16 protein-coding genes and 1 pseudogene are annotated in these 13,469 nt (G+C 30.2%); 12 read left to right on the top strand and 5 right to left on the bottom strand.

Annotation, left to right across the window (positions count from 1 at the left end; translation table 11 throughout):
* Positions 1 to 34 precede the first annotated feature (34 nt).
* Positions 35 to 529 (top strand): NmrA family NAD(P)-binding protein, encoded by a 495-nt coding sequence (locus tag LQ686_RS09860; RefSeq protein WP_345772678.1) that lies wholly within the window; start codon positions 35 to 37, stop codon positions 527 to 529.
* Positions 530 to 620: 91 nt separating this feature from the next.
* Complete coding sequence (locus LQ686_RS09855; protein WP_107566105.1) at positions 621 to 1,106, top strand: GNAT family N-acetyltransferase; 486 nt, start codon at positions 621 to 623, stop codon at positions 1,104 to 1,106.
* Positions 1,107 to 1,163: 57 nt separating this feature from the next.
* On the opposite strand, the gene LQ686_RS09850 is transcribed toward LQ686_RS09855, so the two are convergent.
* The gene (locus LQ686_RS09850; RefSeq protein WP_025907218.1) at positions 1,164 to 2,078 is read right to left on the bottom strand and encodes a DMT family transporter; all 915 of its coding nucleotides are present in this window, start codon (positions 2,076 to 2,078) and stop codon (positions 1,164 to 1,166) included.
* Positions 2,079 to 2,184: 106 nt separating this feature from the next.
* Here LQ686_RS09850 and LQ686_RS09845 point away from each other — a divergent pair, with 106 nt between their 5' ends.
* The 4 genes and pseudogenes from LQ686_RS09845 to LQ686_RS09830 form a co-directional block, all read left to right on the top strand.
* Positions 2,185 to 2,313, top strand: coding sequence for an AraC family transcriptional regulator (locus tag LQ686_RS09845; RefSeq protein WP_107596958.1), 129 nt, complete (start codon positions 2,185 to 2,187; stop codon positions 2,311 to 2,313).
* A gap of 9 nt (positions 2,314 to 2,322) precedes the next feature.
* Positions 2,323 to 2,736: a hypothetical protein gene (locus LQ686_RS09840; protein WP_239733303.1), complete on the top strand. Its 414-nt coding sequence runs from the start codon at positions 2,323 to 2,325 to the stop codon at positions 2,734 to 2,736.
* 83 nt (positions 2,737 to 2,819) lie between these two features.
* The gene (locus LQ686_RS09835) at positions 2,820 to 3,617 is read left to right on the top strand and encodes a Cof-type HAD-IIB family hydrolase (protein ID WP_025907216.1); all 798 of its coding nucleotides are present in this window, start codon (positions 2,820 to 2,822) and stop codon (positions 3,615 to 3,617) included.
* Between the two features lie 137 nt (positions 3,618 to 3,754).
* Positions 3,755 to 4,375, top strand: a pseudogene (locus LQ686_RS09830) (class I SAM-dependent methyltransferase); the annotation flags it as partial.
* A gap of 72 nt (positions 4,376 to 4,447) precedes the next feature.
* On the opposite strand, the gene LQ686_RS09825 reads toward LQ686_RS09830, so the two are convergent.
* The 3 genes from LQ686_RS09825 to LQ686_RS09815 form a co-directional block, all read right to left on the bottom strand.
* On the bottom strand, positions 4,448 to 4,942 hold the full coding sequence (locus LQ686_RS09825) for a GNAT family N-acetyltransferase (RefSeq protein WP_199219737.1): 495 nt from the start codon (positions 4,940 to 4,942) through the stop codon (positions 4,448 to 4,450).
* Between the two features lie 93 nt (positions 4,943 to 5,035).
* Entirely contained in the window at positions 5,036 to 5,446 is a 411-nt protein-coding gene (locus LQ686_RS09820) for a YolD-like family protein (protein ID WP_025907214.1), read from the bottom strand.
* On the bottom strand, positions 5,433 to 5,759 hold the full coding sequence (locus LQ686_RS09815) for a hypothetical protein (protein ID WP_025907213.1): 327 nt from the start codon (positions 5,757 to 5,759) through the stop codon (positions 5,433 to 5,435). Before LQ686_RS09815 ends, LQ686_RS09820 begins: the two co-directional genes overlap by 14 nt.
* 169 nt (positions 5,760 to 5,928) lie before the next feature.
* Here LQ686_RS09815 and LQ686_RS09810 point away from each other — a divergent pair, with 169 nt between their 5' ends.
* Entirely contained in the window at positions 5,929 to 6,432 is a 504-nt protein-coding gene (locus tag LQ686_RS09810; RefSeq protein ID WP_107566103.1) for a Rossmann-fold NAD(P)-binding domain-containing protein, read from the top strand.
* A gap of 209 nt (positions 6,433 to 6,641) precedes the next feature.
* Positions 6,642 to 8,948 carry a CDP-glycerol glycerophosphotransferase family protein gene (locus tag LQ686_RS09805; RefSeq protein ID WP_107596945.1) on the top strand — a complete coding sequence of 769 codons (2,307 nt, stop codon included), beginning with the start codon at positions 6,642 to 6,644 and terminating at the stop codon, positions 8,946 to 8,948.
* A gap of 240 nt (positions 8,949 to 9,188) precedes the next feature.
* Here LQ686_RS09805 and LQ686_RS09800 read toward each other — a convergent pair whose 3' ends face one another.
* Complete coding sequence (locus tag LQ686_RS09800) at positions 9,189 to 9,407, bottom strand: hypothetical protein (RefSeq protein WP_025905597.1); 219 nt, start codon at positions 9,405 to 9,407, stop codon at positions 9,189 to 9,191.
* A 159-nt stretch (positions 9,408 to 9,566) separates the two neighbouring features.
* Between LQ686_RS09800 and LQ686_RS09795 the strand changes: the two genes are divergently transcribed.
* The 4 genes from LQ686_RS09795 to LQ686_RS09780 all read left to right on the top strand — a co-directional run bounded on the left by LQ686_RS09795 (position 9,567) and on the right by LQ686_RS09780 (position 13,451).
* Positions 9,567 to 10,358, top strand: coding sequence for a TIGR00282 family metallophosphoesterase (locus LQ686_RS09795; protein ID WP_025905598.1), 792 nt, complete (start codon positions 9,567 to 9,569; stop codon positions 10,356 to 10,358).
* A gap of 105 nt (positions 10,359 to 10,463) precedes the next feature.
* Positions 10,464 to 12,221 (top strand): 2-oxoacid:acceptor oxidoreductase subunit alpha, encoded by a 1,758-nt coding sequence (locus LQ686_RS09790; RefSeq protein WP_025905599.1) that lies wholly within the window; start codon positions 10,464 to 10,466, stop codon positions 12,219 to 12,221.
* Positions 12,222 to 13,088 (top strand): 2-oxoacid:ferredoxin oxidoreductase subunit beta, encoded by an 867-nt coding sequence (locus LQ686_RS09785; protein WP_025905600.1) that lies wholly within the window; start codon positions 12,222 to 12,224, stop codon positions 13,086 to 13,088.
* A 72-nt stretch (positions 13,089 to 13,160) separates the two neighbouring features.
* Complete coding sequence (locus tag LQ686_RS09780) at positions 13,161 to 13,451, top strand: thiamine-binding protein (RefSeq protein WP_025905601.1); 291 nt, start codon at positions 13,161 to 13,163, stop codon at positions 13,449 to 13,451.
* Positions 13,452 to 13,469 lie beyond the last annotated feature (18 nt).

Genomic DNA, 13,469 nt, shown 5'->3' with positions numbered 1-13,469 from the left:
ATAGTAAGCGATAGCGCGCTAGATTATATAAAAAATAAACTGTGAAGTAGAGTCGTACGTTCTCTACTTACACAGTTTATTTTACACTCTCAATTATACAATTATTAAACCATCATTTTTCATGGATAATTATCTGCGCATTGTCAAAGTAGAAGCGGATAACATATATATTCCAGAATTTATTTTACCTGATATAAAATTTGCGATGATTCCTTCTGAAGATAACGCTAAAATAACTGCTCAAATATTCAAAAATGTAGAAGAATACAATCATCAATCTATTGAAATTGCTTCTGATGAATTAACATTAAACGAAGTTGTTGATACATTTACATCTGTGACAGGCATAAAAACTGAAATAAAAGGTCAATTTTCTAGTCAAACTGCTGAAAAAAGTTGGCTAGAAGAAAAAGGATATGTTGTTGACTTTGAACAAATGGATCAAATCAATCCAAATAGATTACGTTTAAATAAATGGATAGAAAAAATTTCAAATAATAATATTATGTTATCAAATGTATGTTATTGAATAATTGTACAGTCATGTCAGTTATATTCACATAAATTTGTGTCATTGTATTCTTTATGTATACTAAATATAAATTAAGGAGGATGGAAAGATGATTAGATTAGCAAAAGAAGAAGATTTAAAAGATATCCTATATATTTATAATGATGCAATTAAGAATACGACAGCTGTATACACATATGATGAAACAACATTAGAAGAACGTCAGAAATGGTTTAATACTAAAGTAGAAAATAACCAACCTGTTATTGTGTATGAAGTGGATGGTCAAGTTGCTGGTTTTGCAACATACGGATCTTTCAGAGATTGGCCAGCATATCAATATACAGTTGAACATTCAATATATGTTAATCCTGATTTCAGAAGACAAGGTATTGCTTCAAAGTTATTATTAGAAATTATTGATTTAGCAAAGAAAAATGGCTATAAAACGATTGTTGCAGGAATTGATGGTGATAATCAAGGCAGTATTGATTTACATAAAAAATTAGGGTTTAAATATAGTGGTAAAATTGAAAAAGTAGGATATAAATTTGATAAGTGGTTAGATTTAGACTTTTATCAAATATTTTTATAAATGATATACAACCATACTGAGACAATGATTTTTGTTTGAGTATGGTTGTTTTTAATTTTAAACTTCTGAAGTATTTCCTTTTTTTAATGATATTGTGAGTATTAATACTAATATTAACAATATCCCTAATATTTGAAATGGTAAAAATGCGACATTTAACCAAATAGCACTGCTCAATATGGCGATTACAGGTTCAATTGTTCCAAAAAATGCGGTTTCTTTAGCACTTAAATAATTCAAACTAGAAATAAAGAAAAAGAACGCAATCGTTGTACCTGCAATAATCCCAAATAAGAGATAGAAAATAGTTTGGCCATTTAATAGTTGAATATCAATATCCCAAATAGGCGTTTTAAAATTGATAAATATGCCAGATATAAGCATTGACCATCCAACGACGAGAACTGACGGATATTTTTTTAATAAATTACCAACATAAATCGTATAAAAAGCTAATGATAAACCAGATATAATTCCCCAAATAATACTACTTTTAGCAACCATTAAGTTGTAAATACTCCCATTTGTTAATAATAAAAAAGAACCGGCGATTGTTAGAGTAATCGCTATTAAATCAAACGCTTTAAAAGTGTCTTTCTTTCTTAAGACATACCAAATAATGATATAGACTGGCGCAATATATTGTAAAAGTGTCGCTACTGCTGCATTACCGTAATTGATGGATGCCATGTATGAGTATTGAACGAGAAACATTCCAAAAATTGAAAATAGCAACAACTGAATGATACTGGTCTTATTTTTAAATATACTAAACAAGCTATGTTGTTTATGCGTTAATTTAAACAAGCATAATAGTAATACACCACTTATAAGCAGTCTTGCTGTTACATACCAATTCATATCAATATGTTGATGTTGAAATAAATAATCAGAAACTGTACCACCTAGTCCCCAAAAGCTTGCACCAACTATTGCTAAAGTTATACCTTTAATGCGATTATACTTGTTCATATATTTCACCTTCATTTTATAATTATATATTGATTATAGTGATTTAAAACATGATATAATACATAAATATTGTGTAATAATATCAAAATATTGAGGTGATTGTTGATTGTATACTGAAATCATTGTTGAAGAAACAAGAGAAGAATTAATTCAATATCCTTATAAAAATTGGCATCACATTATTTTACATACTGTTTTAAACAAAACGTTATACGGATACATCCCCATTCATTGACATAGTGCTTTGCAATATGTTTATGTCATTAATGGTGAACTTAAAGTTGGGATAGGTGAAGAGTTGATACATGTTCCAAAAGGGCACGGGTTATTTATCAATTCTCAAGTTGTTCATGAAATAAATGAAAGTGTGTCTGATACAGAATATTTTTGTTGGAATATTGATCTTGCTGATATGCATAAACAGATAGAGATGGAATATTTAACACAAGTATTAGAATTAGCACATAAAATACCTTATATATATTTGTCACCGAATCTCTCTGAACATCAAATGTTGATTAATATTATTAAAGAAGCGGGTGATAAATTTGATAAAAAAGAACAACATTCGCGTGTGGTTTTTCAACAACGAGTTATTTTATACAAAAATTTAAAGAAAGATATGGACAAACGCCGAAAAAATTTCTTAAACAAATAAAAAAGTAAATGCTTTCTATTGAAAATCTATAATTATACCGATACAATATGATTAAATAGTTACAAAGTAAAGAGGATAATTAGATGGATATAAAATTAGTCGTTACAGATATGGATGGTACTTTTTTAGATGGTAATAGTGAGTTTGATAGAGAAGCGTTTGGTATATTAAAAGAAAATCTAGATTCACATAATATTAGATTTGTGTTCTGTACAGGAAAGCAATGTGAAAGAGTTGAAAATATTGTAGGAGATTTAACGAAAGATACATTCATTATTGGAGATAGTGCAACACGTATAAAATATAACGGTGAATTTCTTTACACAGCAACGATACAAAATGAATTAGGATTAAATATTATAGATGCTTTAACAAAAATAGATGAAGAACAAACAATTATTGCATGTACGGAAGATGTAGCATATGTTCTAGATACTGTTTCTGAAGAAGAGAGAAAAGCTGTACATGGGTCATATCAAAATGTTACATACATTAAAGATTTCACAGAAATTAAAAGTGATTTCTTGAAAATTACGGTTCATGACGCTTCAGGTAAATGTAAACAGACTGCACAACAAATTGATTACTTTAACAACGAAGTTTATATTATTGCATCTGAAGATTACTGGATTGATATTACGAAGTTAGGTGTGAATAAAGGAACAACTATTCATAAAATACAAAGCATATTAAACATTGATCCAGCTGAAACAATTGCTTTTGGAGACGGACTTAATGATATAGATTTATTCAAATCAGCTAAATATAAAGTAGCAATGGATAACGCTTATCCAGAATTGAAAAAAGATGCAAACCTCATCGCTATCAATCATAACGAAAGTGGGGTTATTAAAACATTAAATTTATTGCTTTCATTCTGATATCATGAGTATGAGGTGATAATATGAAACCGGAGAATCAATATGATGATCAAGCATTTTTTGATCAATATGCTAAAATGGCGAGAAGTCAGCACGGCTTGGAAGGTGCAGGAGAATGAGAAACATTACAAAGCAATTTACCTGACTTTAAAAATAAAAAAGTATTGGATTTAGGTTGTGGTTACGGTTGGCATTGTAAATATGCTGTTCAGCAAGGCGCTAAAGAAGTCATAGGTATCGATGCTTCAAAAAAAATGATAGAGAAGGCAGAAGCGGTCAATCATGATTCTAAAATAACCTATTTAGTTGATTTAATTGATGAGTATTCAATGGAACCTAATACTTATGACGTAATATTAAGTTCATTAGTGATTCATTATATAGAAGACATTGAGTCACTGTTTAAGAAAGTATCAAAAGCATTAACACATAATGGCGAATTTATATTTTCAGTAGAGCATCCTATATTTACAGCACATGGTTCTCAAGACTTGATTTATAAAGATGGAGAAATTGAGCATTTTCCTGTTGATCATTATTTTGTAGAAGGGGAAAGAAATACACATTTCTTAGGTAGTGAAATAAAAAAATATCATCATACATTAACTTCATATTTTGCAGCACTTAAAAATAATCAATTTATCATTGAAAATATTGTTGAGCCAATACCACCTCAACATATGATGGATATAGATGGTATGAAAGATGAATTGAGAAGACCTATGATGATTATATTTAAAGCGAAGAAGATAAACTAAATGTAATTCACTGCAAATGAGAGTGGGATAGAAATCTAATTTATTTAAAAAGATTTCCGTCCCGCTTTTTAGTTATGCATTAAAATCCAAATAATAATAAATATCAAATTTACCTTTTTGTTGTGTGAATTGATATGATTTGGTATTTAATCCACCAATTTCAAAGCCATATTTTAAATAAAAGCGATTAGCATTTAAATTATTGTCTTGAGCTATCGTATAAATCCCTTTCATTCCTTTATCTTTTGCGAATTCTATCGCTGCATTTAACAATGTTGATGCAACATTTTGACCGCGGTAAGAAGAAGAGACTTTCAAATCACTTAAATACAAATATTTATTCCAATCCTTTTCAAAAATACCTAAACCAATACATTTGTTATCATCAAATGCACCTATTGCAAAACCTTTCTGATCAATTGAATCAAGCTGATAATCTTCCTCAGGAAAAATCATCGTATCAGAATCTGTTAACACTTCATGATATTGCCATGTATCAGCAGTTCTCGTAACGACAAGTTTACCAAATGAACAATTCAAATGGTTCATTTGGTAATTTAAGTGCATGCTCATTATTTTTAGTAATACGTTCAATCTTTATCATAAATGATGCCACCCCCATTTACATATCATAGCATAACCGAAGAGAATGGTTTTAAACTATTCAATACTTACAATACAATCCATGTTCAACCTTACTTTCTTATCCTCTGCAATGACTTCTAATTTTTTATGTTCACTATCAAATTTATGAATTTCACATGCTATTTCTTTAAAATAACCATCTTCCCAATATTTAATAAGTGCTTGTGGATTATAAAATATTTTCTCTGCTAATACGTTATTCAAATCATTTAATGCAGTTTCTTCTAATATAGGTTTCTCTACTTTTGTTTGATCGGCTATAAATTGTTTAATCATTTCATATTGTTGAGGCATTGTTGCAAATGGTGCCCATTTAATCATGCCTCTTCCTTTAGGAATATTACGTTGTAGATAATGATTAGGAATTTTGCGATAATCTGTCTCATATTTATAAGGTTCTGGTAAGTCAGGATTAATGATTTTCATATACAAGCTCCTTATTCATTTTATTTAAGCAATGGATCGCGTTATTCAAAGAAACTATCATCGTATTTCGTTGTGTTGAAGATGTATAAACATCACGATAAATGACGCGTAAAATCTTTAAATATCCCGTAAATAAAATGAACTTCTCAGTACGATAATCAAATGATTGAAGGTAACGTTCAACTTTGTCTATTTCTTTATAAATAACTTCACCATTTAAAAATATCGCCGTATCATTAGTTGGTTCAACGCTATCTAACATGTAAATGTAAGTTTCAAATTTATGAATCATTAAGTTAATATACTTATTCATCACAAACACCTCCCGTAGAATCTTTTCTTTTATTATACGAACAAGTGTTCGTGTTTGTAAAGTGAAATGTGAGAGATAAATTTGACTGAATAAATGAAAATCTATTGAAAGCTTGTGTTATATTAAGCATACTTAAGAAAAATTTTTAAAATTAAAGTAGGTGAATAAAGTGACAATTGTTATTGCTGGTGGATCTGGTATGTTGATGGATGCAACGAAATGGATTAAAGAACATTTTGATGATGATATTTGGCTACTTTCTAGAAATCAAAATAAATACTCAGAGGACTTACTTCATTCAAAAAATATACATTTTAAACAATATGATTATGAAAATGATATTGTGTTAGGTGATGAACATATACGAGATGTCAATATGATGGTGAGTTGGGTACATAGTAATGGTTATTTCAATCATCTGAAGTTCATTGAGAAAAATATAAGTATAGATAAGCATGCTGAACCAATTTATGTTCACGTCGTCGGTACAAATAAATTTGATGATGCTGAGTTTATTAATAGGCTTAAGAATAAAGGCTTTAATGTATTCACGGTAAAATTGGGTCATCGAGTAAATGAAGATGGAACTAAACGTTGGTTGAATCATGAAGAAATTTCAAATGGTGTTATTCAAGCTATACAATTTAAAAAAGATATATTAGTAAGTGATTGATGAGAAAAAGTGATTGAATTTAATATTGTAATATAGAAGATAATCTTATATTAGATTGTCTTCTATTTTTATATTCAATAAAAATAATTATTTCTAACAAATAATTCTGTGTAAAATAATTAGAAATTGTGGAATAAGTATATAAGGAGTGTTAGTATGAATGAAAATTTAATTATAAGATAAAAACAATTACAAAGGGGCGAGATTGAATGAAAATTAAAATTTTAGGGTTCAATCTTTTTGCTAAAGGTGGAACATCAAGAAGTAATATCAATTTAATTAAATCGTTTATTAAAGCTAATCATGAAGTTGTTTATTATAATTTTAAAACTTTTGATAAGACAGCGAAATTTAATACAATGATTAATGAACAATTATTTGATAAGCATTTAAGTTTCGAAGAATTTAAAACAAGTGAAGATTTTGTAAATGCAGATCTCGTTATACTAACGAGAGAAACCTTCTTTTATTTAGCAAGAGAAATAAAATCCATCAATCCAAATGCAATGGTCGTAGGGGAGATACATGGGCCATTAGCATATATTGATGATAATCAAGATTTAGCTTTTGATGCGATTGATGCATATAGAGTGAGCTCTATTGATATTAAGCATGATTTCATCGAACGTTATGGAAAAGAGAATGTCTTTAATCAATATGTTGATGCGTCACATATTATTGTGAATGAAGAACCTAGTGTGACACGAAGAAATTTATTAATTAAAGCGAGGTTTGAAGATAATATAAAGGATATTTCATATGTAATAAAAATGATGAATCGTATCATTAATGTTAAAGGGTATGATGATATACATTTATATATCAAGGGGTATGGACCATCCGAAATATTATATAAAAATTTAATTCATTATTATCAACTAGAGGAACATGTTCATATGAATGAACGTGAACCTAAAAACTATATTTATATATCATCTTCTCCATATGAAACACTAGGTTATTCTATATTAGAATCTATAGCAGAAGGTAATAAAGCATTTATTTATGCTGGCGAAGATGGTGTGCTTAAACGTATATATGAACCGTATCATGCCGTTCAATTTTTGGATAAAGATATTCAAGAAGATAGTGAGCGTTTAATTGAGTTTATTGATAACAAATATACAAAGGAAGAACGAGCTGAAGATGTAGCTTTATTGAATGCAACATTTATTGATAGAGACTATGCTTCTGATTTTATTGAAGCATCTAAAGCATGTATGGATGGTTTAAAAGTAGGATCAGGAAGTAAGTCACAAGTTACACAAAAAGCCCGTAAAAAATCAAAGCTTGAATATGGTAGAGATTTGTATGAACAATATAAGACTAAACCAGTTATTAGAACAGTGTTAAATAATGAGAAAGTTTTTAATTTTGCTAAAAAGAAATACGAAAAAAGAAAAATGGATAAGCTTAAACAGCAATACGATGCTATTACACCGTCAGAAAACAAAGTGTTCATTGAGTCATTTCATGGGAATAACTTTAGTGGAGATCCGAAATATATCGCATTATATATTAAAGAACATTTTCCTGATAAAGAAGTATATGTAAGTTCTAGAAATGCGTTGGTAGATATGGAAATTAGAAATCATAATTTAATACCTATAAGGTTTGGTAGTGCCATCTATAATCAAACATTTAGGTCATGCAAATATGTCGTGGTGAATGGCAATACTTTAGATAGAGTGTTTAAACATAAAGATCAAATATTTGTACAAACATGGCATGGCTTTCCGCTTAAAAGAATGTTGAATGATTTAGAAGATAAAGCTGAAAGAAACGCTCAAGTTGCAGCATTTAAACCAAGAATGAAGAAGTGGGATTACTTATTAACTTCTTCAGCAGTAAACACAATGTTACTAGAGTCATCATTTAATATTCAACCAGAGCAGGACTTGCAAATCCTTCAACTCGGTGCACCGAGAAATGAATATTTAATGAAGCATGACGAAACAGAGAAAGAACGCGTGCTTACGAAATATTTCTTTACTAAAAGTAATGATAAAAAATATATTTTGTTCTGCCCAACATGGAGAAAAGAAAAAAGAGCATTATTATCAAAAATCAATTTAAATATCTTATTAGAACAATTACCTGAAGAATATGAAATTATTGTTAAATTGCATCCTAACGAATCACATTTGAGAGTAACCTATAGTGAATTAAGCGATCGAATTCATTGTTTTTATAATGAACTTGTAGACATTCAAGAACTATATTTAATTTCAGATGCCATGATTACAGATTATTCTTCTACGATATTTGATTATGCACATTTAAATAAACCCATTTTCTTATTGCAAGAAGATACAGAAGTTTACTCAGAACAAACAGGCTTTTACTTTGATATATTCGAACTTGTCACAATAGAAATTGCAAGTAATGATGAACGCATACTGGCTAGACAATTACTAGAAAACAAGCAACCAGATTATCAAAATATAACAGACCAATTATTACAAGATGATAAAATAGGTACCACTGAAAATATCGTGAATTATATATTTAAGTAAGTATTGTACAAAGTGTTGATTTTAAATAGTTATCTTAGAACTCGTGAGTTAACGAAGGCATTAACACACAAGATTGGGAAAGTCGTGAGTTAATGAGGACATTAACCCACAAGATTGGAGAACTCGTGAGTTTATTCATCTTTTAACTCACGTCTATTCAAACATTTTTATTATTACAAACCAAAAACCATCGCTATAGTCTATAGCGATGGTTTTTGATATTAGTATTTTATAATAAATTTAACGTGTTAAGTTCAGTTCTAAATCTAATGCTTCTTTTAAAACGTTGGACGTTTCTTGTGAATTTACGCCACAACTACCATATTTTTCAGCGAGTTTGAATGCTGTAACGTATAGTTCTAAACTGTCTTTCGCGATATCTTCTGCATTTTCTTCTACGGATGGATTTGCTCTAACCACTAATTCTGCAAATTTTTCTGGTTGGATTTCAATTCCCATGTTTAAATAAACACTCCTATTAGATTTTGTAACGTTACTAAACAAATGTGTTTGAATAACGCTCGTATTATGTATACCCTAATAAAAAATTAATAATCATCTCTTTTAAAATTTTTTATTTTGAATTAGAATATAGAGTGAATAGAGAGGATGTCAATATTGAGAATTTTATTTATAGGTGATATTGTAGGCAAACTAGGAAGAGAACAGTTAGAAACATATTTACCAAAAATTAAAGCAAGTTACAAACCAACGTTTACGATTGTGAATGCAGAGAACGCTGCACATGGTAAAGGTTTAACAGAGAAAATTTATAAAGATATTTTAAGAATGGGTGCCGACTTTTTAACGATGGGTAATCATACTTATGGTCAAAGAGAAATATATGACTTTATTGGACAAGCAAATAGAATGGTTCGTCCAGCGAATTTCCCTGAAGAAGCGCCAGGTCTTGGCATGAGAATTATTAGAGTTAATGATAAAGATATCGCAATCATTAATTTACAAGGACGTTCATTTATGCCAGCAATAGACTGCCCATTTAAAAAAGCAGATGAACTTATAGAACAAGCTTCAAAAATAACGCCGTATATATTTGTAGATTTTCATGCTGAAACAACTTCAGAGAAAAACGCAATGGGTTGGTATTTGAATGGTAGAGTAAGTGCCATGGTTGGTACACATACGCATATTCAAACATCTGATGAGCGCGTGTTAAATGAAGGTACTGCTTATATTACTGACGTAGGTATGACAGGTTATTATGACGGGATATTAGGTATTAATAAAGCTGAAGTTATAGAAAGATTTATAACAAGTTTACCGCAACGTCATAATTTACCAGATGTAGGTAGAAAAGTATTGTCAGGTGTTATTATTGACCTTGATAGTGCAGGTAAAGCTAAAAAAATACAACGTATATTAATTAATGACGATCATCCATTTGAATAGTATCGTCCATTAGACTGATTTTTATTAAAACCCTTTAATTTCATAGGATTAAAAGGGTTTTTTTGTTATGATATAACATGAGATATTACATGGGGAGGCCATAAAATGAAATCACAAATTTCATGGAAAGTGGGCGGACAGCAAGGCGAAGGAATTGAATCAACAGGTGAAATTTTTGCAACTGCTATGAACCGTCAAGGATATTATTTATACGGATATCGCCATTTTTCAAGTAGAATTAAAGGTGGGCATACAAATAATAAAATTAGAGTATCGTCAAAACCAGTAAGAGCTATTAGTGACGATTTAGATATATTAATTGCATTTGATCAAGAGACGATAGAAGTTAACTATCATGAAATGCTTGAAGGCAGCATTATTATTGCAGATGAAAAAGCGAAACCACAAAATCCAGAAGATAGTAAAGCACAATTGGTTAGTTTACCATTCACAGGTGTAGCAAAAGAATTGGGCACTGCACTTATGAAAAATATGGTCGCAGTTGGTGCAACTTGTGCTGTAATGGATTTAGATACGAAAGTATTCGAATCATTAATAAAAGATCTATTCGGTAAAAAAGGCGAGAGTGTTGTAGATTTAAACATTCAAGCTTTAAATGAAGGATATCGCTTAATGTCTGAACAAATGGACGATTTACAAAGTGAACATACATTAGAACCAACTGATTCAGAAGGTCATTTATTTATGATAGGGAATGATGCAATTGGTTTAGGTGCTGTTGCAGCAGGTGTTAGATTTATGGCAGCATATCCAATCACACCAGCATCAGAAATTATGGAGTATATGATAGATCGTTTACCAGCTTTAGGTGGAACGGTTATTCAAACAGAAGATGAAATTGCAGCATGTACAATGGCAATAGGTTCAAACTATGCAGGTGTACGTTCATTCACATCTTCAGCAGGTCCAGGTTTATCATTAATGATGGAATCAATAGGTTTATCAGGTATGACTGAAACACCACTTGTGATTGTCAATACGCAACGTGGAGGTCCTTCTACTGGTTTGCCAACGAAACAAGAACAATCAGATTTAATGCAAATGATTTATGGTACACACGGTGACATTCCTAAAATCGTATTAGCACCAACTAGTGCAAGTGATGCGTTCTACTTAACTGTAGAAGCGTTTAACTTAGCTGAAGAATATCAATGTCCAGTTATTTTATTATCAGATTTACAATTATCATTAGGTAAACAAACTGTAGAATCATTAGATTACAGCAAAGTTGAAATTCGTAGAGGTGCATTAGTTGAAGGTGATTTAGAAAAACAAGAAGATAAAGCGTACTTTAAACGTTATGCTTTAACAGATTCAGGTATTTCACCACGTATCTTACCAGGTACAAAAGGTGGTATCCATCACGTTACAGGTGTTGAACATGATGAAGAAGGAAAACCTTCTGAAAGTGCTGAAAACAGACAAAAACAAATGGATAAACGTATGCGCAAGACAGCTCAATTATTGATAGATGAGCCAGTAGAATCTAATGAAAAATATGAAGAAGCGGATATATTATATGTTGGCTTTATCTCAACAGCTGGTGCAATCGAAGAAGCTATTTCAAGATTGGATCAACAAAATGTGAAAGTCAATCATATTCAAATAAGACAACTTCATCCGTTCCCTACAGATGTTGTGCAAGAAGCATTTAATAAAGCTAAAAAAGTTGTTGTAGCTGAGCATAACTATCAAGGACAATTATCTAATATTATTAAGATGAACATTAATCATCAAAATAAAATTATTAACCAAACTAAATATGACGGTACGCCGTTCTTACCACATGAAATAGAAGATAAAGCTTTAGAAATCGTAAGTAATATGAAGGAGTTGATTTAATTGGCAACATTTAAAGATTTTAGAAATAATGTTAAACCAAACTGGTGTCCAGGTTGTGGAGATTTCTCAGTACAAGCTGCGATTCAAAAAGCTGCAGCTAATGTTGGACTAGAGCCAGAAGAAGTTGCCATTATTACAGGGATTGGATGTTCAGGACGTTTAAGTGGTTATGTAAATTCATACGGCGTTCATTCTATACATGGCCGTTCTTTACCATTAGCACAAGGTGTTAAAATGGCAAATAAAGATTTAACAGTTATCGCTTCAGGTGGTGACGGTGATGGATTTGCGATTGGTATGGGGCATACTGTTCATGCATTAAGAAGAAACATGGATATGACTTATATCGTTATGGATAACCAAATTTATGGTTTAACAAAAGGACAAACATCACCAAGTTCTGCTAAAGGATTTGTAACGAAATCAACTCCAAAAGGTAACATCGAACAAAATATTGCACCTTTAGAATTGGCGATATCATCTGGTGCAACATTTGTTGCTCAAAGTTTCTCTAGTGATATTAAAGAATTAACAAGTATTATTGAAGAAGCGATTAATCATAAAGGATTTTCATTTGTAAATGTATTTTCACCATGTGTAACGTATAATAAAATTAATACGTACGACTGGTTTAAAGAAAATTTAACAAAACTTGCAGATATTGAAGGTTATGATAATACGAATAAATCTCAAGCAATGCAAACTGTATTAGATACTGAATCTATGATTACAGGTATTATTTATCAAGATAAAGATACTCCATCATATGAATCACAAATTGAACAGTTTGATGAACAACCACTTGTTAAAAAGTCACTTAAACTAGAACAAAATCAATTTGATGAACTTGTTTCTCAGTTTAAATAATTATATAATAATACCACTTTAAGCTCATAGATTTATCTATGAGCTTTTATACATAGAAAAGGGGGATTCGAAATGACAAATACATTAATGAGTATTCAAATTATTCCAGAACATCAACAAACAGGTGTTATTCCACTAGTTGATGAGGCAATCAGTATCATCGATCAATCGGGTCTTAAATATGAAGTACATCCTTTAGAAACAACGATAGAAGGAGATTTAAATGCATGTCTTATTCTTATTGAACAAATAAATGAACGTATGGTTGAACTTGAATGTGACAGCATAATTTCTCAGATTAAGTTCTATCATGTGCCTGAAGGTATAACAATGGATACATTAACGGATAAGTATAAATCATAATTTTAAAATAATGAGTTA

The sequence above is a fragment of the Mammaliicoccus sp. J-M41 genome, assembly GCF_022385935.1.
In the GTDB taxonomy this organism is placed as follows: Bacteria; Bacillota; Bacilli; order Staphylococcales; family Staphylococcaceae; genus Mammaliicoccus; species Mammaliicoccus sciuri_A.
The sequence above is the reverse complement of the archived record's forward strand: the minus strand, read 5'-3'. Positions and strand labels throughout refer to the sequence as shown.

Bases quoted from the DNA above. Each gene is read 5' to 3' on its own strand.
- LQ686_RS09820 (WP_025907214.1), bottom strand. From the start codon at position 5,446: ATGAAAATCATTAATCCTGACTTACCAGAACCTTATAAATATGAGACA.
- LQ686_RS09850 (WP_025907218.1), bottom strand. From the start codon at position 2,078: ATGAACAAGTATAATCGCATTAAAGGTATAACTTTAGCAATAGTTGGT.
- LQ686_RS09835 (WP_025907216.1), top strand. From the start codon at position 2,820: ATGGATATAAAATTAGTCGTTACAGATATGGATGGTACTTTTTTAGAT.
- LQ686_RS09825 (WP_199219737.1), bottom strand. From the start codon at position 4,942: ATGCACTTAAATTACCAAATGAACCATTTGAATTGTTCATTTGGTAAA.
- LQ686_RS09790 (WP_025905599.1), top strand. From the start codon at position 10,464: ATGAAATCACAAATTTCATGGAAAGTGGGCGGACAGCAAGGCGAAGGA.
- LQ686_RS09780 (WP_025905601.1), top strand. From the start codon at position 13,161: ATGACAAATACATTAATGAGTATTCAAATTATTCCAGAACATCAACAA.
- LQ686_RS09805 (WP_107596945.1), top strand. From the start codon at position 6,642: ATGAAAATTAAAATTTTAGGGTTCAATCTTTTTGCTAAAGGTGGAACA.
- LQ686_RS09855 (WP_107566105.1), top strand. From the start codon at position 621: ATGATTAGATTAGCAAAAGAAGAAGATTTAAAAGATATCCTATATATT.
- LQ686_RS09815 (WP_025907213.1), bottom strand. From the start codon at position 5,759: ATGAATAAGTATATTAACTTAATGATTCATAAATTTGAAACTTACATT.
- LQ686_RS09800 (WP_025905597.1), bottom strand. From the start codon at position 9,407: ATGGGAATTGAAATCCAACCAGAAAAATTTGCAGAATTAGTGGTTAGA.